Here is a 24,973-nt window from a genome sequence, read left to right as displayed (position 1 = left end):
TTGTAGTATTTAGTGTGGTTCTCTAACCACGCAGTTGGAGGATACTCGCTCGCAAAGAACGCTCACTGTGGGGTCTCTTAGGATCGCTGTCCCACAGGAGTCTCGCATATTCCAACTGCTAGTTTAAATGGTTTGAAATCTAGTTTTTCTATCTCAATATACACTCTGTAAATTTTTAGGATATAGTAAGCAAAATCCAGCGGCGGAAATACACGAAGACTCCTGCGGGAGGATAGGCATAGGTGAGACTCTGAAATGCTTCAGCATGAAGAGGCTCACCAGCCGCCCGCGGAAAGCGAAGTGTATTTCCACAGCAGTGTCATAGCACTCAACTATTTTTCCACATTACTTCGCAGTTTATATCTTTCGCGACAAATACACTATCTTTTACAAAACAGCCTTTATGAAATACCAATTATTCGATGTGCACTTTAACCGATATCACTTCATAACGGGTTCCAATTTTTCTATCTCCGTTTTTATTTTACTGACTCCATTTTTACTTTCTTCAAATGCCTTCATTTCAGCATCAAATTTCGTTAAACCGCTATTTTTCAGCTCTTGAATTCGATTTTGAATTTTAATGTACGATTTAGGGATAACTCGAACAAAACGACCTGCATATATCTCCCAATAAGCAAGAATTCGTTTTGCATGCTTACTTCCAGTATAAAGAATATGCCGTTCGATCATTTCTTTAATATCATTTATTTCTGACTGATTAGTCAGTGGGTCCACACTTACCAGCTCAGGATTCACATTCTCATTAAACGTGCCTTCCTCATCAAATACATATGCAACACCACCTGACATGCCTGCTGCAAAGTTACGACCAGTTTGGCCTAATACGACTACTTTCCCACCAGTCATGTACTCGCAACCATGGCCGCCAACTCCTTCTACAACTACGTTTGCACCACTATTTCTAACACAAAAACGTTCGCCAGCAATTCCTTCAATATACGCTTCACCGGCTGATGCTCCGTAAAAGGCAACATTTCCAACAATAATATTATCTTTAGGCTGAAAAGTTGTAACTGGATCAGGATGCACAATAATCTTTCCACCTGATAATCCTTTTCCAACAAAGTCGTTGGCATCTCCTACAAGGCGTAAAGTCATGCCCCGCGGAATAAACCCTCCAAAGCTTTGACCGGCCGACCCTTTGAGAGTCAAGTCAATAGTGTCTTCTGGCAGTCCTTCCTCACCGTAGCGACGAGTTATTTCACTTCCCAGCAGCGTACCAGTAACCCGGTTAATATTACGAATCGCTGTTGTGAATTGAACAGGCTCTTTATTGTCTATTGCCCGCTGACAGCTTGGAATGAGTTCTTGGTAATCAAGGGTTTTCTCGATTCCGTGATCTTGCTTTATCTTGTTATATCTACCAACCTTTGCTGGCAGATCTGGTTGGTAAAGAAGCGCAGATAAGTCAACATCTTTTGCTTTCCAGTGATCAATGTTTTCATTTCTCTCGAGCGAATCGGTGTTACCAACCATTTCGTTTATTGTTCTAAAACCTAATTCTGCCATGATTTCGCGTGTTTCCTGTGCGATAAATCGCATAAAATTCGCAACATGCTCTGCTTCGCCTGTGAATTTTTTACGTAATTCCGGATTTTGTGTTGCCACACCTACCGGACACGTATCTAAATGACAAACTCGCATCATTACACAGCCTAGTACAACGAGTGGGGCTGTTGAAAACCCATACTCTTCTGCCCCAAGCAATGTCGCATAAACAACATCATGACCAGTCATCATTTTTCCATCAGCTTCCACAGCGATACGGTCTCGTAAACCGTTCAATAAAAGAGTTTGATGGGTTTCAGCAAGTCCGATTTCCCATGGCAGCCCAGTATGCTTAAGGCTAGTTCTAGGAGCCGCACCGGTTCCACCGTCATAGCCACTAATTAACACATGATCAGCACGACCTTTTGCTACACCAGCAGCAATCGTTCCAACACCAACAGCAGATACAAGCTTAACGCTAATCCGAGCATCTGGATTCGTGTTTTTCAAATTATGGATTAACTCGGCTAAGTCCTCAATTGAATAAATATCATGGTGCGGTGGCGGTGAAATTAATTCAACCCCAGGAGTTGATCCACGAACCTCGGCAATCCACGGATATACTTTTTTGCCTGGAAGATGTCCACCTTCACCAGGCTTGGCACCTTGAGCGACCTTGATTTGAATTTCATCTGCATTAACAAGGTAATGACTATTCACACCAAATCTACCAGATGCAACCTGTTTAATAGAGCTTCGTCTAGTATCACCGTTGGCATCAGGCGTAAATCGATTTGGATCCTCACCGCCTTCACCAGAATTGCTTTTCCCGCCAATGCGGTTCATAGCAACTGCCAGTGCTTCATGGGCTTCCTGACTTATTGCTCCGTATGACATTGCACCAGTTTTAAATCTGGCACAAATAGCTTCAACCGATTCAACTTCTTCAATCGGAACCGAGGTTTGTTTTTTATAACGCATTAATCCACGAAGTGATTGCAGATTGTTTCGTTCATCAGTCAGCAGCTTAGAATATTTTTTGAAAGTATCATAGCTGTTCGTCCGACATGCATGCTGCAGCATATGGATTGTATTCGGATTATATTGATGGTCTTCGCCGTCTCCTCGGAACTGAAACTCGTCTCCTGCAGTTAAAGCTTTGTTGCCGCCACGGTTCTCAGTAAACGCTGCTTGATGACGTAATAGTACTTCTTGTTCAATTGTCTTTAAGCCTATACCGCCAAGTCTTGATGCTGTTCGGGTGAAATATTTATCTATCACATCGCTCCGAATACCGACAGCTTCAAAAATCTGTGCGCCACGATAACTTTGAATCGTTGAGATTCCCATCTTGGACAAAATTTTAATAATACCATCTGTAACAGAAGCAATATATTGGTCAATTGCTTCATGCTTAGACGAAACAGCTTCGATGTCATTATTTTCAACGAGATCACCAATTGTATCAATCGCCAAATAAGGATTTATCACTTCTGCTCCATACCCTATAAGCGTTGCAAAGTGATGTACCTCTCTCGGTTCGCCTGATTCAACTAATAGACTAACTTTAGTTCTGATACCTTTTCGAATCAGGTAGTGATGCAGTCCTGAAACGGCTAATAACGCTGGTATCGCAGCTTTTTCCTCTTTAACACCGCGGTCGGATAATATAAGCAGCGTCGAACCATCAGCTATTGCTTCATCTGCTTTTTCAAACAGAACATCTAACGACCCCTCTAGACTTCCTTTTTTTGCATCGAAAAGGGTGGATAACGTTGCTGCTTTGAATCCAGGCAAATGCTCTGCACGGAGCTTTTCCAACTGGTCCTTAGTTACAATAGGAGTTTTTAACCTTATATGCTTACAACTCTCCGGCCCCGGATTAACCAGATCTCCCTCTGCACCAATCGTCGTTTGTGCCATCGTTACAATCTTTTCGCGGATCGCATCGATTGGCGGGTTCGTGACTTGGGCAAATAGCTGCTTAAAATAGTTATATAAAAGCTGTGGTTTTTTTGAAAGAACAGCAAGTGGTGAATCATAGCCCATTGAACCAATCGGATCTTTTCCATCACTGACAAGTGGCTTGATAATTTTATTTAATTCTTCACGTGTATAGCCAAACGCTAGCTGTTGCTCTAATAATGAATCCTCACGATACGATGGCTGCTGCACTGTAGTTCCAGGAATATCCTCAAGATTTTTCATGTTCGTAAGCCAATCTTTATATGGCTCCTCAGCAGCAATTTCCATTTTAATTTCTTCATCTGGTACTATGGTTCCTTTTTCCAAATCCACAAGCAGCATTTTCCCTGGATGCAGTCGTTCTTTGTAAAGGACTTCATCAGCAAATATGTCCAGAGCACCTACTTCTGACCCAAGCACAATCATGCCACCTTTTGTAACATAATAACGTGCTGGCCTTAGCCCGTTTCGGTCCAAACATGCACCAATCTGATTGCCGTCAGTATATACGAGTGCTGCAGGGCCATCCCACGGTTCCATTAATGTACTATGAAATTCATAGAAATCACGTTTCTCCTGATTCATTGCTTCATCATTCGCCCATGGTTCAGGCACCATCATCATTGCAGTATGGGCTAGTGAACGACCTGATAAATGTAAGTATTCAAATGTATTATCGAATATTGATGAGTCACTTCCATCATCATCAATAACAGGCAATATTTTTTCTATATCCTCATCACTAAAATACTCTGATGAACAAAGCTGTTCACGTGCATGCATCCAATTTACATTACCTCGTAAGGTATTAAACTCACCATTATGAATGGTATATCGATTTGGATGTGACCGTTTCCAGCTTGGGAAGGTGTTCGTACTAAAGCGAGAGTGTACTAATGCTAACGCGGATTTAAAATTCGGATGGTTTAAATCAATATAGAAGGAATCCAGCTGCTCAGGAATAAGCATACCCTTATACACAATTGTGCGGGTTGATAAGCTGCTAACGTAAACGTCCTCAAATCCTGTTAGACTGGCAAGTTCCTTTTCCACCCGTTTACGAATTACATATAGTTTACGTTCAAATGCCATTTGATCAGTCAGGTCATCTGATTTCTGAATAAACACCTGACGGATAAACGGCTTACGCTTAGCCGCAACTTTTCCAATGAAGGATTCGTTTATTGGTACAGGTCTCCAGCCCAGAAAGGTTTGGCCCTCTTCGCGAATAATATTTTCAAATATCTCCTTACTCTTTAGTCTAGTCTCACGGTCTTGCGGGAGAAAAGTCATCCCAATGCCATATTCACCAGCTTGAGGTAAAGTGATATTTTCTTTTTCACATTGCTTTTGGAAAAATCGGTGAGGAATCTGTGTAAGTATACCAGCACCATCACCTGTACTTGTGTCCGCTGACTGACCACCACGATGCTCTAAATTACACAGAATGTTTATCGCATTTTGTACGATGTTATGTGTCTTTTTGCCATTTATATTTGCAATCATCCCAATACCGCATGCTTCGTGTTCCAAATCAGGATGATACAGTCCCTGCGCTTCAGGAAATCCATTTTTAGTTCTTGTCATCACAACAACTCCTCTCTTTTGTGGTGCCTTTATTCCCCGGTTTTTGTTCGATATTTACCAAGCCGGGATCAACTTTCTTTTAAAACGGTGTCCTTCAGTATATCATAAATACATTTTTAACTCAAAATTCAGATAAGTTATTTACATACATTAGTATACAAAATGGTTGCTTGTAAACGCTGTCATTCTAGTATTTACAAAACTTTTTATGCACCTTTAATGCATTACTGACAAGGGATTAAGAGTAAATGTGACTAAAATTGAAATTTTTTTATAAAAAGTTTAGATTTTTTTAGAACTTGTTTAGATTTTTGCGTTATGCTAAAGAATATAACAACTGAAGGTGGATATTATGTCAATACGTAAACGGCTTTTTATATCAAATGCAGCAATGATTGTTATGCCAATCATTTTTATAATAGTTATCGTTATTTTATTAAACATCGTCATTAGTGGCGGTTTTAATCAATTCCAGAAAGGAGGATGGAATTCGATGGAAGAAAATGATATAGAAACTTTTAATAGCTTAAAAAAAACGGCATCATTGGAACAGGGTAAATTAGATGACCCTGCCTATCTCCAATCGCTAACAAACCAGCTGGAAGGCGATGAAAGCGGAATAGTTATTCGTAAGGGTTCAGAGCTTTCTTACACGTCGAATCGTATAGGAGATATCTCATATCACGATCTTCCACAATTTGGTAAAAATGAGTTCAACACCAGACCTCCGTTTGGACATGATAAATATACCATTAAGCAGTATGATTTTTATTTTGACAATGGCACAGAGGGTTCTATTTTTCTATTAAGTGAATCTTCATCATTCGCACAATTTGCCAGAACATTTTTTCCGATATTATTTATTAGTTTAATACTCCTGCTTATCCTTACTAATGTGCTCTTATCTTATTTTATGTCTAAAGGCATCCTAAAACCGGTTCGTCAACTATCAAATGCTGCAGCAAATATCCGCAATGGAAATCTTGATTTTTCTGTCAAACCAGTAAGCAAGGATGAGTTAGGTGAATTGGTTAAATCTTTTGATGAAATGCGATTACAATTGAAGGAGTCAATGGAGCTACGTGATAAATATGAAAATAACCGTAAAGAATTGATTGCTAATATTTCACATGATTTGAAAACCCCTATCACTTCAATAATGGGCTACGTGGAGGGGATACAGGATGGTGTTGCCAATACAAAAGAAAAACGAGGAAGGTATTTGGAAACCATACATGCCAAAGCTGAATATATGGATATGTTGATTAAAGAACTATCCCTATATTCCAAACTGGATGTAAAAAGCCTTCAGTTCCATTTTGAGGAAGTAAATATTAAAGCATTTGTGAAAGATTATCTGGAAGAAATGAAGCCAGAACTTATGGACAACAAAGTTCAATTAACATTTAACGAGAATGCAGTTTCGCAAACAACTGTTTCATTGGATAGAGACAAACTCATTCGTGTAATGAACAATATTATTTACAACAGTATAAAATACATCGATAAAAGCGAAAGCATCATAAAAATTTCACTTAAGGATCTTGGCAATATGGTTGAAGTACGTATTAGTGATAACGGTCCAGGGGTTTCGGAAGTAGACCTTGCCAACATTTTTAACCGATTTTACCAAACAGATCCATCACGAAATAAAGGGGGAAGTGGACTTGGTCTTGCGATAGCTTCACAAATTATTAAAGCTCATGGTGGTACAATCAGTGCTACAAGCCCTCAAAATGGGGGATTAACTATTTGCTTTACCCTTAATAAAACTGAAGGTGATAAACATGCGTAGGATATTAATCATTGAAGATGACAAGAGCATTGCAGAATTGGAACAGGATTACCTTGAAATAGAAGGTTTTGAAGTCGTAATTGCTTCAGATGGAGAAACCGGTTTAGAAGCTGTATCGCGACAGCACTTCAATCTTATTTTACTAGATCTAATGCTTCCTAATATAAGTGGTTTTGAATTATGCAAAAAAATACGCATAAATTCCAATATTCCTATCCTCATGGTTACAGCTAAGGATGAAGATATTGATAAGGTACGCGGCCTTGGACTTGGCGCTGATGATTATATTGTAAAACCGTTCAGTCCCAGCGAATTGGTGGCACGAGTAAAAGCGCATTTAGCCAGATATGAACGCTTGATTAAGACCAATGACACTACCGAGGATATTCATAAAAGCGGACTTCGAATAAATATAGCATCCCGACAAGTCTTTATCCACGAAAAGGAAGTTCCATTTACCACTCGTGAATTCGACTTATTAACATTCCTGGCTAAGCACCCAAACCAGGTTTTTAGTAAAGAGCACTTATTTGAAAGAATATGGGGAATCGAATCCATGGGTGACACAGCGACCGTAATCGTTCATGTGAAAAAAATACGCAAGAAGATTGAAAAGGATACAGCTAATCCACAATTTATTCAAACAGTGTGGGGATCCGGATATCGATTTAAAGGCTAAACCATTCCGTTACGGGTGGTTTTTTTTGTTTCTTTTTTTTCATCAGATGTTTATAAAAAGTTTACAAATGCTTTAGTAAGGGTTTATATCTGCTTGTTACATTAGAATAGCAGAACATTTCCTTACGAGGTGGTGAAAAAATGAAACTATCCATTACGCCTAAAAGGTGGTTATTAACTGCCCATATCCTGTTTGCGGCAATCATGCTAGGTAATATGGTAACTTTCTTGCTATTGAGTATAACCATAGCCAATTCCGAGAATGGACAGCTTATCGAAAGCAGTTACCAAGTCATGCATTTATTATCCAAAACTTCCGTTAAAGCATCGACATTCGGAACGATTATCACCGGCATCCTTCTTTCTATCTGGACAAAATGGGGGCTATTTAAATTTTATTGGATTATCGCAAAAGAGTTATTAACAATTCCAATATTCGCGTTAAATTTGTGGGGAATGTACTACTGGACATTACAAGCATTTGAGTTGATTGAATCTTCAGGCGCACGCGCAGATATTTTCATCGTACAGGCAGAGCTTTGGATAGGGATAATCATTCAACTCATTTCACTACTTCTCATGTTTGGACTATCTGTCTTTAAGCCATGGGGAAGGCATACTACGGTTTCTAAATGAATATAAAAAAGGAGGGAATTCATGAAAACTGAAACACTTTCGAGTACCAATCGTATAGTTCGAGGAATCTTAGCAGTAATTTCCCAGTTATTTTTCATTTGCGTAGTTATTCAGGTATTTCTTGCTGGCATTGCAACCTTTGTTAATTATGGTAATTGGGAGCTGCATACAACTTTCATTCATTACTTTGAATTTACTCCAATTATCATGCTGATTCTTTCATTCTTTGTAAGTGTCCCTAAAAAAATACGGTGGGATTATGCCGGTCTTTACCTCTTAATCATTATGCAATATGTGACAACACAGTTAACTGCAAGCGCACCCTTTGTAGCCGCAATCCACCCAGTCATAGCAATGGTATTATTCTGGAGATCGCTTGTTACTGTAAAAGCAACTATGAAATTGATACAAAAAAATAAGAAACTATAGGAGTTGATCATTATGTATGGAGAATATTTTCATCCATTCGGTTTTTTTCTCTTTATAATGCTAATCACATTATTCATTACAAATATTATCATCTGGAAGCGCAGAAACAGTGAGAGGTGCTATTATAATAGTAGTACCCCCAACGCAATGGCAACCTTGGATAATCGACTCGCTAAAGGCGAGGTTAGTATAGAGGAGTATAAGGAGATAAAGGAAACCTTAAAACATTAAAAAGTTGCCATCAAAAGTTAAGAACTTTTGATGGCTTTTTTTATAGAAAAAGAGGAGCTTGTTAAAGCTAATAATTGGACGTTCTGTTATTATCGTCGTATCATTTCTCAATAAGGAGTGAATAACATGACTAAAAAAACATTTAACAATATACCGCTATCCGTATTGGATCTTGCCCCTGTATTGGAAGGTAGCAATCCATCGGAATCTTTTAAAAATAGTGTCGACCTTGCTCAAAGTGTTGAAAAATATGGCTTTAACCGTTTCTGGCTTGCAGAACATCACAACATGCCTGGGATTGCGAGTTCAGCAACGTCAGTAATAATCGGACACATCGCTGGTGCAACCAATCACATGCGTGTCGGCGCTGGTGGTGTTATGCTACCAAACCACGCAACATTAGTTATCGCAGAACAATTTGGCACACTTGAATCCATGTATCCGGGGCGAATTGATCTCGGCTTAGGGCGTGCACCCGGAAGTGATCAAGCTACAGCATATGCCTTGCGTCGTACGTTGAATCAACGTGTGGAGGACTTCCCATTACAAGTTGATGAGCTTGAAGCATATTTTGAGGGAACTGCCAGAGTCAGATCTGTTCCAGGCGAAGGATTAAATATTCCAATTTGGCTATTAGGCTCAAGTGGATTCAGTGCACAACTGGCTGCAAAAAAAGGCTTGTCATTTTCTTTCGCAAGTCACTTCGCACCAGATTACACGATTCCAGCTTTGAATCTTTATCGTGACAATTTTAAACCATCTGATACATTAGCAAAACCTTATGCAATGGTTGGCGTAAATGTAATTGCTGCCGACACAGATGAACAAGCAGAGTACTTAGCAACATCACAGCAACAACAATTCCTAAGTATAAGACAAGGAAAACCTACAAAATTGCAACGTCCAATTGATGATATTGACAGCGTTTGGACCGAAATGGAAAAAGCTGCAGTCGAACAATCAATCAATTCCCGCTCAACCATTGTCGGAAGCAAGAAAACTGTAAAACAAGGACTCGAAAAGTTCCTGGAAGAAACCCAAGCTGATGAAATGATTATCAACTCACAAATTTTTGACCAGGAAGCCCGGAAACGTTCTTATGAAATCGTTGGAGAACTGATGGACTAGAAAGATAATATGCCCCTCACTATTACATGAGGGGCATTTTAATATATCATTTAACTGTCCACCCACCATCAATTTTGATTGGTGCTCCATGGATAAAATCTGATTTATCACTTGCTAAAAATACAGATAAATAAGCAATTTCCTCCGGCTTTGCTGCGCGGCCTGCTGGAGTATCATTCAGCAATTCTGCAAAGCCTGAACAGCTGGCATTTATGCGATTTTGGCGATTTATAGTTGTGCATATATCCATAAGAAAGGATTTACTACTTTCTTACCTGTAAAATATCCATTCATTTAAGCACAATTACAGACGGACACCTATATGTTGTATTAAAAGCATATAGAGGTGTTTTCTATGGAAAATTCTGTTACATCAGGATTCACTGATGGTAATAAGATCAACATTTATATAGATTTAAATTATCCAATTGAATGTATTCAAGTGTATCGTGGCAACCAATTAGTTAGAACATATTCACCCTCACCTGTGATTCGATTGCAAAACAGGAATGTACAGCTACTAACAATTGTTTGTATATTTTCTAGTGGCTACAAACATTCTACAGTCTTTTCCCCTAATTTCAGACAGCCTGAAGGCGATACAGTTGGTAGGATTTTCAAACCTGGCGACATCTTATGTGCCAGTGATAATTATGGAGATTTCCTGCCGCCAGGATATATGGGACACTCCGCTATAGTAGTTGATCAAGACTCTATTATTGAAGCTGTAACCTCCCATCCTCAGGTTAAAAAAAGTCCAATTGACGAGTTCCTAACTATCCATCCAATCCATGTTCATTATCGAAGTAAAGAATCAGATTCAGGAAATAAAGCAGCTAATTTTGCTGAAGAATTCCTGCAGAGCTACAATGATAAATTGGATAATGGATTAGCTGTTCCGCCCTTCACATTCAGCAACCAAATCCCATTAGAAGATCTGGAGACAGGTCTCTACTGTTCAAAGCTTGTCTGGCATAGCTATTATCAAGGAGCTAATATAGCATTTAATAATGACTTCTTCCTTTTCGCACCAGAGGACCTTGCTACAACCCTTCAAAATGACAGTCGCTTTAAACAAATTTATAAACACCCAGAATTCGGCTTTAAAATAGACTTGTAGGGCCTTCCCGGTTAAAAAAAGCCCCATTCGTACTTAACTACGAATGAAGGGCTTCTTAAAGTTGAAATTAGCTTCCTGATTTGATGCGTGTTGCAATATCTACGGTTCGTTTTGCCTGATGCTTAACCGCACCTTCTACCTCTTCGATCATGTTACCGTCCTGGTCGACAGAAACGCTTGTTCCATATGGATTACCACCAGCCCCAAATAATACAGGGTCAGTGTATCCAGGGGTTGCGATGATCATACCCCAATGCATCATGGAAGTATATAAGTTAAGCATTGTTGCCTCTTGTCCCCCATGAGGGTTTTGTGCAGATGTCATTCCGCTTACTACTTTGTTAACAGTTTTGCCTGAAGCCCACAGCCCACCTTGTGAATCGATGAACTGTTTCATTTGAGCAGGAAGGTTTCCAAAACGAGTTGGCACACTAAAGATAATTGCATCTGCCCACTCAACATCTTCTGAAGTTGCTTCTGGGACGTCTTTGGTTGCCTCAGCATGAGCTTTCCATGCTGGGTTAGAAGCAATTGCTTCTTCCGGCGCAAGTTCAGGTACTTTGACTAGTTTTACTTCAGCACCTGCTTCTGCTGCTGCCGCTTCTGCCCATTGAGCCATTTGATAGTTTGTTCCTGTAGAGCTGTAATAAATAACTGCTAGGTTTACGTTTGCCATGTTATTTGTCTCCTTTGTAGTTGATTTTTTACCTAATATTTTCTCTAAAAACCCATATTGACTTTCCTCAATCCTTTCACTTCTATATTTTGTATCAAACACTCCTCTATTATTAAAGAGTTTTAAAGTAACATTTTATTACTAACTTACTTTATGTAACTATATTATCTTGAATTACTAATAATGTCAACTTTGAAAGTCCGAAAACAGTTCACAAAAAAAGCCCAGCACTAACTGAGCTATTTTTTGTGAATTAATTAAAATTATGACTTTCCCGGAGGATCGTATGTCACATACGTTCCAGCTATAAAGTCATGAATTGAACGACTATCTTCCCTAATACCAATCATAAAGGCACTTACAATTAAACCAATTCCTAATGTAAATGCATAGGCCATACCTGCTACAATGACTCTTAATAACATGGTCCCTAAACCTACTTTTCTCCCATCTACTCTGACAATACGGTTCCCATACAAACGTCTTCCCAGTGTATATCCATACCAGCTAACTGGTAATAACAATGTGTACAGTGGTCCTAGTATTTCAATTAGATTAAATGATTCACTATAAAAAAACTGACCATATGAAATTAATGAAATGATGCCTCCTGTTAGAAATATAATGATTAAATCTGCAATCCTTGCTCCAAATCTATTCTGAAACCCGGCTGGATTACTAACCACCATACATCCACTCCTTAAATGCACAAAGAATTTTGTTTAGTTAAATTGTTTTCTCACCTCATGCAGACCTTCCATTCGTTGAATATCCTTATTCACTTTCCAACCTTCATCCGTTTTGATGACACGGATTTGTCCAAAATTTGATATAATTTCCTTCTTACCTTCCTGATTAATTCGTTCAAATTCAATTTCAATGTCATAGTCAAGGCTTACTTCTGATTCTGTTTCCATATTGCCAATTTCAAACGAAATATCCTTAACTGACAAATGACTTTTTGAATCCTGAGCTAGATTGGGGGCAATGGTGTCTAATGCCGTCATCAAGATTTTTGTCATATGAGATTCTGTAACATACATACTATACTTTTCCTCCGCTTGCTTCCGCCTGTCGGGCAGACTGTCGTAACCAAGGTAATCAGAACTTTCATCGTAATCAATCGTAAATTGCTCCGTCTTAAAATCTCTAGCCACATCAATTGCCCTGCTTGTCATTACCTTCTGTGATTCAAAAGTTGCAACCTTATCCTCTTCACTGGTAGTGAAAATTACAATAATTACAAACATAACAACAACAATGACACTAATAAAAACTTTACTTCTCATCAAATCTACCACCTTAACTGACATCTAGCACAACCTTTATAGTAAGTTTAACACAAATATTCAGAATATGATGTAAACTAAAAAATGGCTAACAAATCTTAAAGATTTATCAGCCATATTAGTTTCTTTATTACTTTTCTCTCGAAAGTTCTTGTCTATTCGGTACAAGCGGCTGTTGCTCCAGCCACTTATTTTCCACCATAATTTTATACCATTTTTGAGTTACCCTAAGATTTCTTAAAATAACACGTTCATAAGCGGTTAAAATATCTGTTCGCATGGCTGAGGCTAAGCCCTTACCATAATAACCCTGTGCAACTTGTGACAAAAAGCCAATATGATACATCAGTAATTTATCGGAAAAAGGAGATTCAGTTGAAGTTGTTACCTCTGTCTCCCAAGACTTCGGAACCGATAAATTCTCTTCGTCCAAAATTTTTGAGAAAGATTTTATGTTAGCCTCAGCAATTTTTTGGGAATCAGTCATAAACTTTCTCACATCTTTTGATTTAGCAACCTGACTGAATGCAACACAAAGCGTCTTGGCTAAAATGCTTTTTTTAATATTAAGTGACATACCTATGATTTCTGTTGAAGCTAAACGCCTTCCTTTTCCAAAAAATCCATCCGTAAAATCTTTGGTCGTAATAAATTCCGGGGATTCTCCAGGATAACAGTACGGATCTCTCTGAAAGTCTCCTTTTTTAAGTAATAAATCAATTGTTTGATGGTACATCTTTTTTCCATCAGTATCACATGAATCATAAAAATACCGTAAATCCTCTCTAACGGCGATTCCAAATGAAGTTGTGTGACCAACTAAACCATGTATAGTCATGATATGTAAATAATTCAGACAAAAAATATCACTGAACAATCTCTTCGTACCTTTATTAAGGTCAGATTCATTAAATCCAATTGGCACTGGAAACCCTTCGTTCTCTATAAAAAATACTAGTTGTTTCTTTTGTTTAGCAAAAGTATTAATAGCACCCTGAAAGATGGCTTTTATGGCCTTATCCTCGATAATCGAGAGCATATAGCGATTTATGATATCTGTCATCGTTCCGTTCATATACTGTCCCCACAATGATCCTATTTCGGAGGATGTGAGTTTTAATTTTTCCTTATTCATATCTTCACCTCATTAATACCATTTACTAAAACAGTATTAAATATGAGACTTTTTTGGATTTAACGATTGTGAACAGAAGGTTTTGAAAACATGTTTACATGACTATTCCATTTCCGCTAATTTTACTGCTATTTCCGCTCCAACATGCGCATTATGTTTCACCAACGCAATGTTGGCATCTAAGCTCTTGCCATCGGTTAATTCTTTTACTTTACCTAACAAGAAAGGCGTTACATCCTTTCCGGAGACATAATTTTCTCGGGCTTCCTCCAACGCCGTTTCAATTACTGCGGTAATGTCTTTTTCATCCATTGCATATTCTTCTGGAATCGGATTTGCAATTACAGCTCCACCAGACAAATTTAAATCCCATTTTGCCTTTAATGTAGCAGCGACTGTCTCCGCCTCGTTTATTCGAATATTTACCGGAAATGGGCTTGTCCGTGTGTAAAATGCCGGAAGCACATCTGTCTGATACCCCATTACAGGAACCCCTTTTGTTTCAAGATATTCCATTGTTAAACCAAGATCCAGGATCGACTTTGCCCCTGCACAAACAACAGCTACATTCGTTTTTGCGAGTTCCTCAAGGTCTGCTGAGATATCCATTGATGTTTCCGCTCCACGATGAACACCACCAACACCACCTGTCACAAACGTTTTGATACCAGCTGCTTCAGCACAAATCATTGTCGCAGCCACTGTCGTTGCACCCTTTTTGCCAGTAGCTAATAAAAAAGGCAAATCACGGCGGGAAGTTTTTGCAATATCTTTACTACTGCCAAAATTCTCAAGTTCATCATCACTTAAGCCTATTTTGATTTTCCCATCCAGAATGGCAATGGTCGCCGGTGCTGCTCCATGATCACGAATAATTTGTTCAACTTCACGAGCCGTCTTGACATTTTGGGGATATGGCATTCCATGCGAAATTATTGTTGACTCCAGTGCTACGATAGGTTTTCCTTGCTCTTTTGCTGTGCGGACCTCTTCAGATAATTTAATATAGTTTTTCATGATAACTCCTCCATGTCTTCTTGTAATTGTAATGCCGTCAAGTCACGGCGAACCGTGTAATCTGTTTGCAGTGTTTTCGTTGCATTGGCAATCCCGGCCTTTGTAATGTCTATCAGGCTTTTACCTTCCAGCCATGCATAAGCAACAGCGGATGAGAAGGCATCTCCCGCTCCTGTCACATCAATAATCTCCCTTGTTTCAATCGCCGGTACATGATAGATCTCTTCCGCTTTATTTCCAACAACTGCTCCTTCTTTTCCCTTTGTAATTACTACATTTTCTACACCTAATGCAAGCCACTTTTCAACAACTTCACTTGGTGTAAGATCACAATTAAAGAATGCATTTGACTCGTCAAGATTTGTTATCATCCAGTTCAGCCCATCAAGTGTATCTGGAATATGCTTCATTTTTGGTGCTGATACAGCTACCAGTATAAGTGGTATATCACGACTCTTGGCAAATTTGCATAGAAATTGAAGTGTATCTTTGGGACAATTAAGATCAGCAAGAATGCATTTTGCCTGTTGCAATAGTGACACATGTTGTTGAATCCATTCTGGAATCATTAAATCAAAAACGTCCATATCAGCTAGACCCAGGACGAGTCCACCCGTATCATCCAGTACAGCAGTATATGATCCGGTAGTAGCATTTGAGAAATGAGTAACATCTTCTAGATTCATATATGGAAGTGATTGCTCTGCAATGTAGTTCCACTCTGAGTCCGATCCGCTGACTGTAAGTAATCTTGCATCCATACCTAGCCTCCCCAGGTTTTCAGCGATATTACGCGCCACACCACCTGCATTTTTTGTTGAACGAATAGGATTAGAAGTCCCCAATTGAATACTATCTTTGACATAAACTTTACGGTCTAAATTGGCACCTCCAACACACACAATCTGTTTTAAATCATTCAGCACATATGCCTTACCCCTGATGTATCCCTTTTTCACTAGCCCTGAAATAAGATTAGCTACTGAAGGACGTGATAATTCAAGTGCATTCGCCATTTCCTGTTGGGATATGTATGCATTTTTCTTTATTAAATCGTAAATTTTTTGTTCATTTTCATTCATACAGAAACCTCATCTCTAAACTTTTGTTAATTTAATAAACATTTGTTTATAGTGTACTCATAAGTTTTGTTGCAGTCAAGGAGAGGACTAATAAGTGATCAATAGGCGATACACCAATTTACGCAAAACACTTTATTCCGAGTAAACAACTGTGTATAATATGTTTTAAGAAGGAAGGGGATAAACATGACTATTCCAAAGCCACTTGTTCAGATCAATCAAGCATTTATTGTGATTTCTGCTTTATTAGGTATAATTATTCAACCAGCGATCTTGCTTGTACCATTTGCTGTTGGTGTTTACACTTTACTAACAAAACAAAATCCGATTATTGTGTTCAGTAAAAAGTTTTTGCATAAACCTTTTGAAGAATATAGACAAGAGGATAAAGAACAACAGCTTTTCAATCAATGGATTGCTACGGTTTGCTTAGGTCTGTCAATTGTGTTCTTTTATGTTAATTTAACTGTACTTGGATTCGTATTTAGCCTAATGGTTTTAGCTGCCTCAGGAGTGGCTTTAATGGGCTATTGTATTGGTTGCACGATTCGATACCGGTACATGATGTGGAAGCACAAACGTTCAAACGCTCATCCATAAACTTCGCTTTTCACCCACCCCTTAAATTGGTGGGTTTTTATTTTTTGGAAGGAAATTAACGACTCACATCGAACTTCTTAAATAGCGAAATTTTATTACGTTATTCCAAAATGAGGTTTGTTAAGTTAGTAGAAAGGATGAACGATATGACCACAATAATCAAACAGGAAATCAAAGAATTGGAACAGGAGATTTTTAGAAAGAAAAGGGCTTTAGCGGAGCTGCGAAAGAAAGATGAGCAAAAATATATTACTAATTATGAACTGCGCGAGGCAGACGGCACGAAGGTTCAGCTAAACAAATTATTCGGTGATCATAAAACATTATTCGTCATTCAAAATATGGGTAAAGGCTGTAATTATTGTACATTGTGGGCTGATGAAATCAATGGAATTCTTCACCATATGGAAAGTGTAGCACCAGTAGTATTAGGATCACCTGATAAGCCTTCTGTGATGGCAGAATTTGCTAAAAGCAGAAACTGGAAATTCCACTTGATTTCAACAGAAGGATCCGATTTCAAGCAATCACTGGATTTTGAGCCAAAACCAGGTTCACCACAGCCTGGGGTATCAATTTTAAAAAAGAAAGATGATGGCACGATATATCAGTATTCCAGGGCTCATTTCGGTCCGGGCGATGACTTCTGTGGTATGTGGTCCTTCTTGGATCTCTTACCAGAAGAGGAAGCAGACTGGCACCCTAAAAAGGAATATTAATCGAAGTATCCCTGCTGAGTTCGGCGGGGATTTATCTTGTCACTAAGCAGACCCCTTATTTCACCTACATCCGCTTTTGATAAACAGTCCTCATTAAATTTTTCTAATTTAAGTATGAAGCATCTCCTCAATAGGTCACAAATAAGGATTTATCCTCGCAATGTTTCAGGTTTTAGGATTGGATAACAAATTGGTATAATTAGGTTAACTAAATAAGAGGAGGATACGTACATGAATGAATTAATGTATACACAGTTTGATAAAACGAGAAAAGCCTTTTTAAAGAAAATAGACGGATTGGATAAGGGCCTTACCGATATACAGCCTGCTGGTTTCAATAACACGATTCATTGGCATATCGGTCACGTACTAACAGTAACGGAGCAAGTTTTATTTGGTTACCCAAGAAAATCTCAGCATCTTCCTTCCCATTACAAAGAACTATTTGCTTATGGGACAAATCCTGCCGATTGGTCAGATGATGTTCCATCAATCGAGGAGCTAATTAGTCAATTAACGGATCAACTCGATCGCATTAAAGAAATACCACCGGAAAAATTCAATGAAACTCTGCCAAAACCAATGATGGGTAATGAAACATATGGTGAATTGGCTGTTATGACAACATATCACGAGGCCAATCATCTAGGGCAAATCCATGCGATGGAAAGAGTTATTGAGAATAAGTAGCAGTATTTCCCCTCTCTATACTAAAAAACCACGTTCCATTAAAGGAACGTGGTTTTTTATACGGTTTCAGCAGAAAGCTCACGCATTGTGCCATTTTCGTTAAAATTCGTATGCCATGATAGGGCTTTTTCCAGTACGTGAGGTGTTTGTCCTCCGCGTTCAAGTGCTTCTTGATAATATGCCCAAAGCTGCTCGCGGTAAATTGGATGTGCACAATTTTCGATAATCAACGGTACACGTTCGCGTGGAGCAAGTCCGCGTAAATCCGCATAGCCCTGCTCGGTAACAACGACATCAACATCATGTTCCGTATGGTCAATATGAGATGCGAACGGGACAATACTTGAGATATCGCCATTTTTGGCAATAGATTTTGTTACAAAAATAGCCAATCGCGCATTACGAGCAAAATCACCAGAGCCACCAATGCCATTCATCATTTTCGTACCAGTAACATGTGTCGAGTTAATGTTTCCATAGATATCAAATTCCAACGCTGTATTTATTGATATTAGTCCCAGGCGACGAATAATTTCAGGATGATTGGACATTTCCTGTGACCGCATAATCAATTTATCACGGTACTTTTCAAATTCAGAGAGCACCTGCTTCATCTTTGGCTCTGATAGTGTAATCGAACAGCATGAAGCGAAATCTACTTTTCCAGCGTCAATTAGATCGAATACCGCATCCTGCAACACTTCGGAATATACTTCCAAATTTTCAAATTCAGAATCTACCATTCCGTGCAGCACTGCGTTCGCAATCGAGCCGATACCAGATTGAATTGGTGCAAGGCTTTCAGTTAATCTGCCTGATTTCACCTCGTTCCCTAAAAATTCAAGCAAGTGTTCAGCCATAATTTCTGTTTCATGGTCTGGCTGTACAATTGTTGAAGGTGAGTCTTCCTGATCTGTAAAAACTATCCCTTTTATTTTCGCAGGATCAATCGCAATCCCGGTTGTACCGATGCGGTCATCCGGCTTTACTAGTGCAATCGGATCACGTTCCCCTTGTTTTCCAGGGCTATACAAATCATGCACTCCTTCCAATAGTTCAGACTGGGCCATATTCAGCTCGATAACAACGTTTTCAGCATGTTCCGCAAATGCAAGCGAATTCCCAATCGAAGTTGATGGAATAATCATACCATCCTCTGAAATAGAAATCGCTTCCAAAATAGCAGTCACACATCCCTCAAGCGTGCCCTCATTATGAAATGGGACTGCCATCCCGTGGTAAGGAACTCCAAATACATCACGATCGATGAATTCAGATGCCTTTTGTTCCGTATGCAATGCTTTATGAGCTATCGTCCCCTCTTTAACCGGATCACCATTCCTTATTTTTAAATCAATCCGTTTACTTGGGCGATAATAAATGTATTCTGCAGTATTCGAAACCGCTATGGAAATTTCATCTGAAAACAACTCCCCGATCACGTCCAACAGGGATCCAAACGTCAAACTTTGCATATGTAAGCACCTTTCTAATCGTTCATTTTCTTTACATAATGTATCATTATCACAAGAAAAACAACAATTCCATGCTTTTCCTAGTTTTCAAGCACAACTTTTGGTAATCTTAACAATAGAAGTATTTATACGTACATAAGGGGTTTTTTACTATGAAAAATTTAGTCATTTTAGGTGGCGGCTATGGCGGTGTTAATATTGTACTTGGTTTAATTGATCAAAACCTGCCTGAAGACGTGCGAATTACGGTTATTGATCGCAACCCTTACCATTCGGTTAAAACAGAATTTTACACAATAGCGGCAGGCACATCCGCTGATAAAGATGTCCGCATCGAGTTTCCAGACCATGAAAAAGTAGATTATGTTTATGCTGAAGTTAGTCAAATAGATTCAGAAAACCAGCAAATTCTTTTTGAAAACAGAAGTGACCCAGTATCATATGATTATCTTGTGATTGGCCTTGGATGTGAAGACAACTATCATGGAATCGAAGGGGCTTCAGAATTCACTGAAAGTATCCAAACAATTGGCCATGCTCGTCATGCTGGAATGTCCATTGGTAATTTAAAAGCCTACGGCAAGGCAACGATTGTTGGTGCAGGCTTGAGCGGTATTGAAGCAGCAGCTGAGATACGTGAAAGTAGACCAGACTTGAACATTCGATTACTTGATCGAGGTGCCACAGTATTAAAAGCGTTTGATACAAAAATTCAAAATTATGTTGAAGACTGGTTTTTGAAAAATGACGTTGAAGTCGTACATGGTGCTAACGTTGAGTATGTAGAAAAGGATGGCGTATGCAACAATGGTGTTTGCTTCGTTAATGATGTGACCATCTGGACTGCCGGTGTTCGACCTAATTACCTGGTGCGCGAGCTTCCTTTTGAAAAAGATGATCAGGAAAAGATTATCGTCAATGACTTTTACCAGGTGCCCAAACAGCCAAACACATATGTAGTTGGTGATTGCGCAGCCTCCGAACACTCGCCGAGCGCACAGCTTGCTCGACAGCAAGGTGAGCAGATCGTGGAAATACTAATGGATGTATTCCATGGCAATGAACCGAAAAAGCCAAAAGAACTTAAACTTAAAGGAACTCTCGGTTCACTTGGAAGTTCAGAGGGATTCGGAGAAATGATGTCAAAATCAGTTACAGGCTATCTGCCTCGCGTTGCAAAGTCCGGTATACTATGGCTAAATAAACGACACTAAATTAACACGAAACCAATCGGGCTCTAAAAAGGTTCGATTGGTTTATTTTATTTAAGATAATGCCTTCAATCCGACCACACCGATAATAATTGCGGCAAGACTCACAATACGAGATAGGCTCTTGGATTCTCCAAAGAAAAGCATATTCACCAATACCGCACCAGCAGTACCAATACCTACCCACATGGCGTAAGCAACACTAACTTGTAAAAACGAGAAGGAAATCAAAAGCATCCCCAGTGAAGCGCAAAATCCGCCTATATACAAAATCCCATTTCGAAATGTGCTCTTTTGACTGAATAACTTCAAACCAATGACACCACTAATTTCAAAAACAGAAGCTAACAATACTAAGATTAATCCCATCAGTGAGAACCTCCTTTAGAACGTTTTTCATCTGCCGTATCCGCAAGTTTTAATCCTACTACACCTGCAATCAGGAGCATGATGAAAAACATTTTTCCCAAATTTAAGCTTCCATCAAATAAGTACACGTCCATTAACGCTGTTCCAATTGTACCCGTTGATGCAAATATCGCATAAACAGTGCCAGTCGGAAGTGCTTCACAAGCTTTTCTTAGGAATTGAAAATCCATTATAATTACAATAACTACCAATCCCCATTGCCACCAACTCACAGCAAAATTAAACCCAAGTACCCAGAGCATTTCAAATAAGCATGTTAATAACACATAGATCCAAGCTTTATTCATCACGAGCACCTCCTTTTGACTGACATTCAGTCATTTTTGTGCAAAAATAATGTAAAGGACATTGCACCGGTTTAAAGTCCGAGCGCATGCCCCGCAAATTCCAATACTTCTTTTTTCTTTAGATCAGCAACCTTCTCATCATCATTGCCATACATATAAGATTGTTCTGCTGCTGCTTCAATTAATCCGATTAATATCTCTGCCGTGCGCTGTGGATGTAATGATTCTCGAACGACGCCATCCGCTTGCGCTTTTTGCAGCTGTTTACTTAGCCATTCATAATATGGTTCGTATATCGTTTCCCATTCTTTCAAATACTCAGTTGACGCAAGTCCTGCATAAGTTAAAGCAAACAAATCCCGGTATTCCCTCGTCACATCGAACACTATATCAATAGCTACCTCCAGTTTTTCCGGAAACGGTGAGTCATCCTGGACATTATCATTTATTTTTGTAAGTATTTCTTCTGTCAAAACTTCCGCAATTGATAGCATTACAGATAGTTTAGATGAGAAATATAAATAAAAGGTACCTTGAGCAATGCCGGCGCCTTTAACGATATCTGATACCTTGGTCTTCTCTACACCTTTCTCACGAAAAACATCGATAGCTGATTGTATAATACTCTCTTTTTTATTATCCATTTATAAGCCTCCGTTGGTGACTGACTATCATTCATTTTACAATTTACTTTCGTTTTTGTCAAATTTATGTTCCAGGCATAACACTTTTAAGTTTTTTTAAATTTCGATGCCACCTAACCACCCCTCTCCAACGATAGTAATTGTGAAAACAATTACTAGGGGGAAAATATTATGAAACTACTATTCGAAAAAACATCTAACACATTGGTATCACTGCCTGTCATCCTACATGATCCAGGGTTATGGTACCAACTCAGAGCAAGTCTAACGCTAAACCAATGGAACTGGATCTATTACCACATTATTGGCGGTATGACCATAAGCGAACTTGCCATCCAGGAAAACACCACTATTGAGGCGGTGAATACTTGGGGCAGACAGGTAGAAATGATGCTGACAAGTGAGACTTTCCGGAAGAAGATTATTACCAGAACATAGCCTTGCTGTGAGGGGATTTTTCGTTTAAGGAGGAATAAACTAGTTGTGGTTCGCTTTTCAATGATTACGACATTTCAACATACGTAAACACGGTAATAGGAAAACACAGCTTGTTGATAAACGGATTATAAGTTAGATCAGGGTCAATTTACTGTTCTGACGGATCCTCATTCCGTTATTTCCTATAACTCCCTTGTTTGGAGCATAGTTTAGGATCCTCATTCCGTTATTTGACTGTTTATACCCCATTATCACTTGAATTTGTGCTATTAGCGGAATGAGAATTCATATCACCCCTGTTAGAGCAGCTTTTCTTCCTTTTTGCGGAACGAGGATTCACTTTGCTGAACCTCTTTCCGTCATAGGAAATCTTTTATTATAAAATAACTTTTAGTTTTGTCCCAAAAATAAGGGGTACTAACCAACGTTCGATTGTACCCCTTTTAAGCAGGATTGTTATTATTCACCTGTATCGGCAAAACGTTTGATTCGCTCGCCAATTTGGTCACGCACACGTTGAAAAACCTGCCACTGTTCCTCTTCTGTTCCTTTTGCTTTTGCAGGATCGTCAAATCCCCAATGTTCTCGCTTTACATGGGGTGGTGTCATTGGGCATTTATCTGCAGCATCTCCACAAAGCGTGATAGCCATTGCAGCATTATTTAAAATATCCATATCAATAATTTCTGATTTCTGATCAGAAATATCGATATCCACCTCACCCATTGCTTTAACTGCTTTTGGATTTAATCCATGTGCTTCAATTCCTGCACTCTTCACTTCCCATTCTTCACTTAGAAACTTTTTTGCCCAGCCTTCTGCCATTTGGCTTCTGCAGGAATTTCCAGTGCACAAGAAGTAAATTGTTTTTTTAGACATAGTGGTTCACTCTCCTAATTAAAATATCAGTAACGTTAAATATAGTCCTACTAAGGTTATCAGCAGAATCGGAATGGTAAGAATAATTCCCGTTTTAAAGTATGTTCCCCATGATATTTTGACTCCTTTTTGAGACAAAACATGCAGCCATAACAGAGTTGCCAGGGAACCAATCGGTGTAATCTTCGGACCCAGGTCAGAACCAATGACGTTCGCGTAAATAAGTGCTTCACGCATCACGCCGGAAGTATTCGTTTCCGCAATTGCCAGCGCATCAATCATAACTGTTGGCATATTGTTCATAATTGACGACAGAATAGCAGCAATAAAGCCCATTGAAATGGTAGCTACAAATAAACCTTGCTCAGCACTTGCTTGAAGGGCTTGAGCTAATAAATCAGTAAGCCCGGCATTTCTCAATCCGTATACAACAACATACATACCAATTGAGAAAAAAACGATATCCCAGGGTGCTCCCTTAACCACTGATTTAGTATCAACAGCCTTACTTCTTCTAGCCATTAGTATAAAGAAGATGGCAATTACACCAGCAACAATCGAGACAGGCAGATTAATAAACTCACTGATAAAATAACCAATCAGCAATACACCAAGAACATACCATGACAACCGAAACATCTTTTGATCTTTTATCGCTTCAACTGGTTCTCTCAATTGTGACAGGTCATATTTATCCGGGATATTCTTTCTGAAATAAATTAATAATACTACTATGGTCGCAGTCAGTGAGAATAAGTTTGGAATTATCATTCTGGAAGCATACTCCACAAATCCAATATCAAAGAAATCTGCTGACACAATATTAACTAAGTTACTTACTATAAACGGTAATGATGTTGTATCCGCAATAAATCCACTAGCCATAATAAACGGAAATATCATCTTTTCCTGAAAATTTAAATTGCGGACCATTGCTAAAACAATTGGTGTCAGGATTAGAGCTGCCCCATCATTCGCGAAAAGTGCAGCAACAATTGCACCTAACAAACTCACATAAACGAACATCTTGACCCCGTTGCCATTTGCTGCCCTTGCCATATGAAGAGCTGCCCATTCAAAGAATCCAATTTCGTCTAATATTAATGAAATAAGAATAACAGCAACAAATGCTAATGTTGCGTTCCATACTATTTGTGTAACTTCTATTACATCACTGAATTCAACTACTCCTACTATTAAAGCAAGAACAGCTCCGCCACATGCGGACCATCCAATTGATAACCCTTTTGGCTGCCAAATAACCAAGACAAGCGTTGCCAAAAAGATGAGTGATGCTAGTATAACCGATGATAACAAATCA

The 24,973-nt window shown here is 38.9% G+C and carries 24 protein-coding genes and 1 pseudogene; 11 read left to right on the top strand and 14 right to left on the bottom strand.

The features are described 5' to 3' along the window. Nucleotides 1-441 precede the first annotated feature (441 nt). On the bottom strand, nucleotides 442-5,064 hold the full coding sequence (gene gltB / locus BLS02_RS01900) for a glutamate synthase large subunit (RefSeq protein ID WP_092491266.1): 4,623 nt from the start codon (nucleotides 5,062-5,064) through the stop codon (nucleotides 442-444). 352 nt (nucleotides 5,065-5,416) lie between these two features. On the opposite strand from gltB, the gene BLS02_RS01895 reads away from it, so the two are divergent. The 5 genes from BLS02_RS01895 (at nucleotide 5,417) to BLS02_RS01870 (ending at nucleotide 9,961) form a co-directional block, all read left to right on the top strand. Then, the gene (locus tag BLS02_RS01895; protein ID WP_092491265.1) at nucleotides 5,417-6,859 is read left to right on the top strand and encodes a sensor histidine kinase; all 1,443 of its coding nucleotides are present in this window, start codon (nucleotides 5,417-5,419) and stop codon (nucleotides 6,857-6,859) included. Next, on the top strand, nucleotides 6,852-7,538 hold the full coding sequence (locus BLS02_RS01890; protein WP_092491264.1) for a response regulator transcription factor: 687 nt from the start codon (nucleotides 6,852-6,854) through the stop codon (nucleotides 7,536-7,538). Before BLS02_RS01895 ends, BLS02_RS01890 begins: the two co-directional genes overlap by 8 nt. Before the next feature lie 140 nt (nucleotides 7,539-7,678). Continuing rightward, a complete protein-coding gene (locus BLS02_RS01885; RefSeq protein WP_092491263.1) occupies nucleotides 7,679-8,173 on the top strand; it encodes a hypothetical protein in 495 nt (164 codons plus the stop codon). Nucleotides 8,174-8,194: 21 nt separating this feature from the next. Further along, nucleotides 8,195-8,602 (top strand): DUF6220 domain-containing protein, encoded by a 408-nt coding sequence (locus BLS02_RS01880; protein ID WP_092491262.1) that lies wholly within the window; start codon nucleotides 8,195-8,197, stop codon nucleotides 8,600-8,602. A 357-nt stretch (nucleotides 8,603-8,959) separates the two neighbouring features. Beyond that, nucleotides 8,960-9,961 carry an LLM class flavin-dependent oxidoreductase gene (locus BLS02_RS01870; protein ID WP_092491260.1) on the top strand — a complete coding sequence of 334 codons (1,002 nt, stop codon included), beginning with the start codon at nucleotides 8,960-8,962 and terminating at the stop codon, nucleotides 9,959-9,961. A gap of 46 nt (nucleotides 9,962-10,007) precedes the next feature. Here the strand turns inward: BLS02_RS01870 and BLS02_RS01865 are convergent, their stop codons facing one another. Continuing rightward, nucleotides 10,008-10,211: an SDR family oxidoreductase gene (locus tag BLS02_RS01865; RefSeq protein ID WP_092491259.1), complete on the bottom strand. Its 204-nt coding sequence runs from the start codon at nucleotides 10,209-10,211 to the stop codon at nucleotides 10,008-10,010. 105 nt (nucleotides 10,212-10,316) lie between these two features. Between BLS02_RS01865 and BLS02_RS01860 the strand changes: the two genes are divergently transcribed. Beyond that, nucleotides 10,317-11,081 carry a C40 family peptidase gene (locus BLS02_RS01860; protein WP_092491258.1) on the top strand — a complete coding sequence of 255 codons (765 nt, stop codon included), beginning with the start codon at nucleotides 10,317-10,319 and terminating at the stop codon, nucleotides 11,079-11,081. Between the two features lie 67 nt (nucleotides 11,082-11,148). On the opposite strand, the gene wrbA is transcribed toward BLS02_RS01860, so the two are convergent. From wrbA to BLS02_RS01830, 6 genes are all read right to left on the bottom strand, one after another. Next, nucleotides 11,149-11,757 carry an NAD(P)H:quinone oxidoreductase gene (gene wrbA / locus BLS02_RS01855; protein WP_092491257.1) on the bottom strand — a complete coding sequence of 203 codons (609 nt, stop codon included), beginning with the start codon at nucleotides 11,755-11,757 and terminating at the stop codon, nucleotides 11,149-11,151. 263 nt (nucleotides 11,758-12,020) lie between these two features. Beyond that, nucleotides 12,021-12,446 carry an RDD family protein gene (locus BLS02_RS01850; protein WP_092491256.1) on the bottom strand — a complete coding sequence of 142 codons (426 nt, stop codon included), beginning with the start codon at nucleotides 12,444-12,446 and terminating at the stop codon, nucleotides 12,021-12,023. A gap of 33 nt (nucleotides 12,447-12,479) precedes the next feature. Next, nucleotides 12,480-13,046, bottom strand: coding sequence for a hypothetical protein (locus BLS02_RS01845; RefSeq protein ID WP_092491255.1), 567 nt, complete (start codon nucleotides 13,044-13,046; stop codon nucleotides 12,480-12,482). Nucleotides 13,047-13,176: 130 nt separating this feature from the next. Continuing rightward, entirely contained in the window at nucleotides 13,177-14,181 is a 1,005-nt protein-coding gene (locus tag BLS02_RS01840; protein WP_092491254.1) for a DUF3231 family protein, read from the bottom strand. A gap of 102 nt (nucleotides 14,182-14,283) precedes the next feature. Then, the gene (locus BLS02_RS01835) at nucleotides 14,284-15,198 is read right to left on the bottom strand and encodes a pseudouridine-5'-phosphate glycosidase (RefSeq protein WP_092491253.1); all 915 of its coding nucleotides are present in this window, start codon (nucleotides 15,196-15,198) and stop codon (nucleotides 14,284-14,286) included. Next, nucleotides 15,195-16,280 carry a carbohydrate kinase gene (locus BLS02_RS01830; RefSeq protein WP_092491252.1) on the bottom strand — a complete coding sequence of 362 codons (1,086 nt, stop codon included), beginning with the start codon at nucleotides 16,278-16,280 and terminating at the stop codon, nucleotides 15,195-15,197. Before BLS02_RS01830 ends, BLS02_RS01835 begins: the two co-directional genes overlap by 4 nt. 186 nt (nucleotides 16,281-16,466) lie before the next feature. On the opposite strand from BLS02_RS01830, the gene BLS02_RS01825 reads away from it, so the two are divergent. The 3 genes from BLS02_RS01825 to BLS02_RS01815 all read left to right on the top strand — a co-directional run bounded on the left by BLS02_RS01825 (nucleotide 16,467) and on the right by BLS02_RS01815 (nucleotide 18,289). Next, nucleotides 16,467-16,880, top strand: coding sequence for a DUF4395 domain-containing protein (locus BLS02_RS01825; protein ID WP_092491251.1), 414 nt, complete (start codon nucleotides 16,467-16,469; stop codon nucleotides 16,878-16,880). Between the two features lie 146 nt (nucleotides 16,881-17,026). Continuing rightward, nucleotides 17,027-17,599, top strand: a complete 573-nt coding sequence (locus BLS02_RS01820) for a DUF899 family protein (RefSeq protein ID WP_175559419.1) — start codon at nucleotides 17,027-17,029, stop codon at nucleotides 17,597-17,599. Between the two features lie 231 nt (nucleotides 17,600-17,830). Beyond that, complete coding sequence (locus BLS02_RS01815; RefSeq protein WP_092491249.1) at nucleotides 17,831-18,289, top strand: DinB family protein; 459 nt, start codon at nucleotides 17,831-17,833, stop codon at nucleotides 18,287-18,289. Nucleotides 18,290-18,345: 56 nt separating this feature from the next. Here BLS02_RS01815 and BLS02_RS01810 read toward each other — a convergent pair. Continuing rightward, a pseudogene (locus BLS02_RS01810) lies at nucleotides 18,346-19,473 on the bottom strand (acetyl-CoA hydrolase/transferase C-terminal domain-containing protein); the annotation flags it as partial. A gap of 443 nt (nucleotides 19,474-19,916) precedes the next feature. On the opposite strand from BLS02_RS01810, the gene BLS02_RS01805 reads away from it, so the two are divergent. Continuing rightward, entirely contained in the window at nucleotides 19,917-20,978 is a 1,062-nt protein-coding gene (locus BLS02_RS01805; RefSeq protein ID WP_092491248.1) for an NAD(P)/FAD-dependent oxidoreductase, read from the top strand. Between the two features lie 51 nt (nucleotides 20,979-21,029). Here the strand turns inward: BLS02_RS01805 and BLS02_RS01800 are convergent, their stop codons facing one another. From BLS02_RS01800 to BLS02_RS01790, 3 genes are all read right to left on the bottom strand, one after another. Next, on the bottom strand, nucleotides 21,030-21,344 hold the full coding sequence (locus BLS02_RS01800; RefSeq protein ID WP_092491247.1) for a DMT family transporter: 315 nt from the start codon (nucleotides 21,342-21,344) through the stop codon (nucleotides 21,030-21,032). Continuing rightward, the gene (locus BLS02_RS01795) at nucleotides 21,344-21,691 is read right to left on the bottom strand and encodes a DMT family transporter (RefSeq protein WP_425445134.1); all 348 of its coding nucleotides are present in this window, start codon (nucleotides 21,689-21,691) and stop codon (nucleotides 21,344-21,346) included. Before BLS02_RS01795 ends, BLS02_RS01800 begins: the two co-directional genes overlap by 1 nt. A 71-nt stretch (nucleotides 21,692-21,762) precedes the next feature. Next, nucleotides 21,763-22,335 (bottom strand): TetR family transcriptional regulator, encoded by a 573-nt coding sequence (locus BLS02_RS01790; RefSeq protein ID WP_092491245.1) that lies wholly within the window; start codon nucleotides 22,333-22,335, stop codon nucleotides 21,763-21,765. Nucleotides 22,336-22,506: 171 nt separating this feature from the next. Between BLS02_RS01790 and BLS02_RS01785 the strand changes: the two genes are divergently transcribed. Then, nucleotides 22,507-22,773, top strand: a complete 267-nt coding sequence (locus BLS02_RS01785) for a hypothetical protein (RefSeq protein WP_092491244.1) — start codon at nucleotides 22,507-22,509, stop codon at nucleotides 22,771-22,773. Between the two features lie 459 nt (nucleotides 22,774-23,232). Here BLS02_RS01785 and arsC read toward each other — a convergent pair whose 3' ends face one another. Both arsC and BLS02_RS01775 read right to left on the bottom strand, forming a co-directional pair. After that, nucleotides 23,233-23,652: an arsenate reductase (thioredoxin) gene (arsC, locus tag BLS02_RS01780; RefSeq protein ID WP_092491243.1), complete on the bottom strand. Its 420-nt coding sequence runs from the start codon at nucleotides 23,650-23,652 to the stop codon at nucleotides 23,233-23,235. Between the two features lie 18 nt (nucleotides 23,653-23,670). Continuing rightward, a complete protein-coding gene (locus tag BLS02_RS01775; protein ID WP_092491242.1) occupies nucleotides 23,671-24,969 on the bottom strand; it encodes an arsenic transporter in 1,299 nt (432 codons plus the stop codon). Between the last annotated feature and the right edge of the window lie 4 nt (nucleotides 24,970-24,973).

Source organism: Virgibacillus salinus, assembly GCF_900102415.1.
GTDB classification, from domain to species: Bacteria; Bacillota; Bacilli; order Bacillales; family Amphibacillaceae; genus Lentibacillus; species Lentibacillus subterraneus.
Note: the sequence above shows the minus strand (reverse complement) of the source record. Positions and strands in the feature narration are given on the sequence as shown.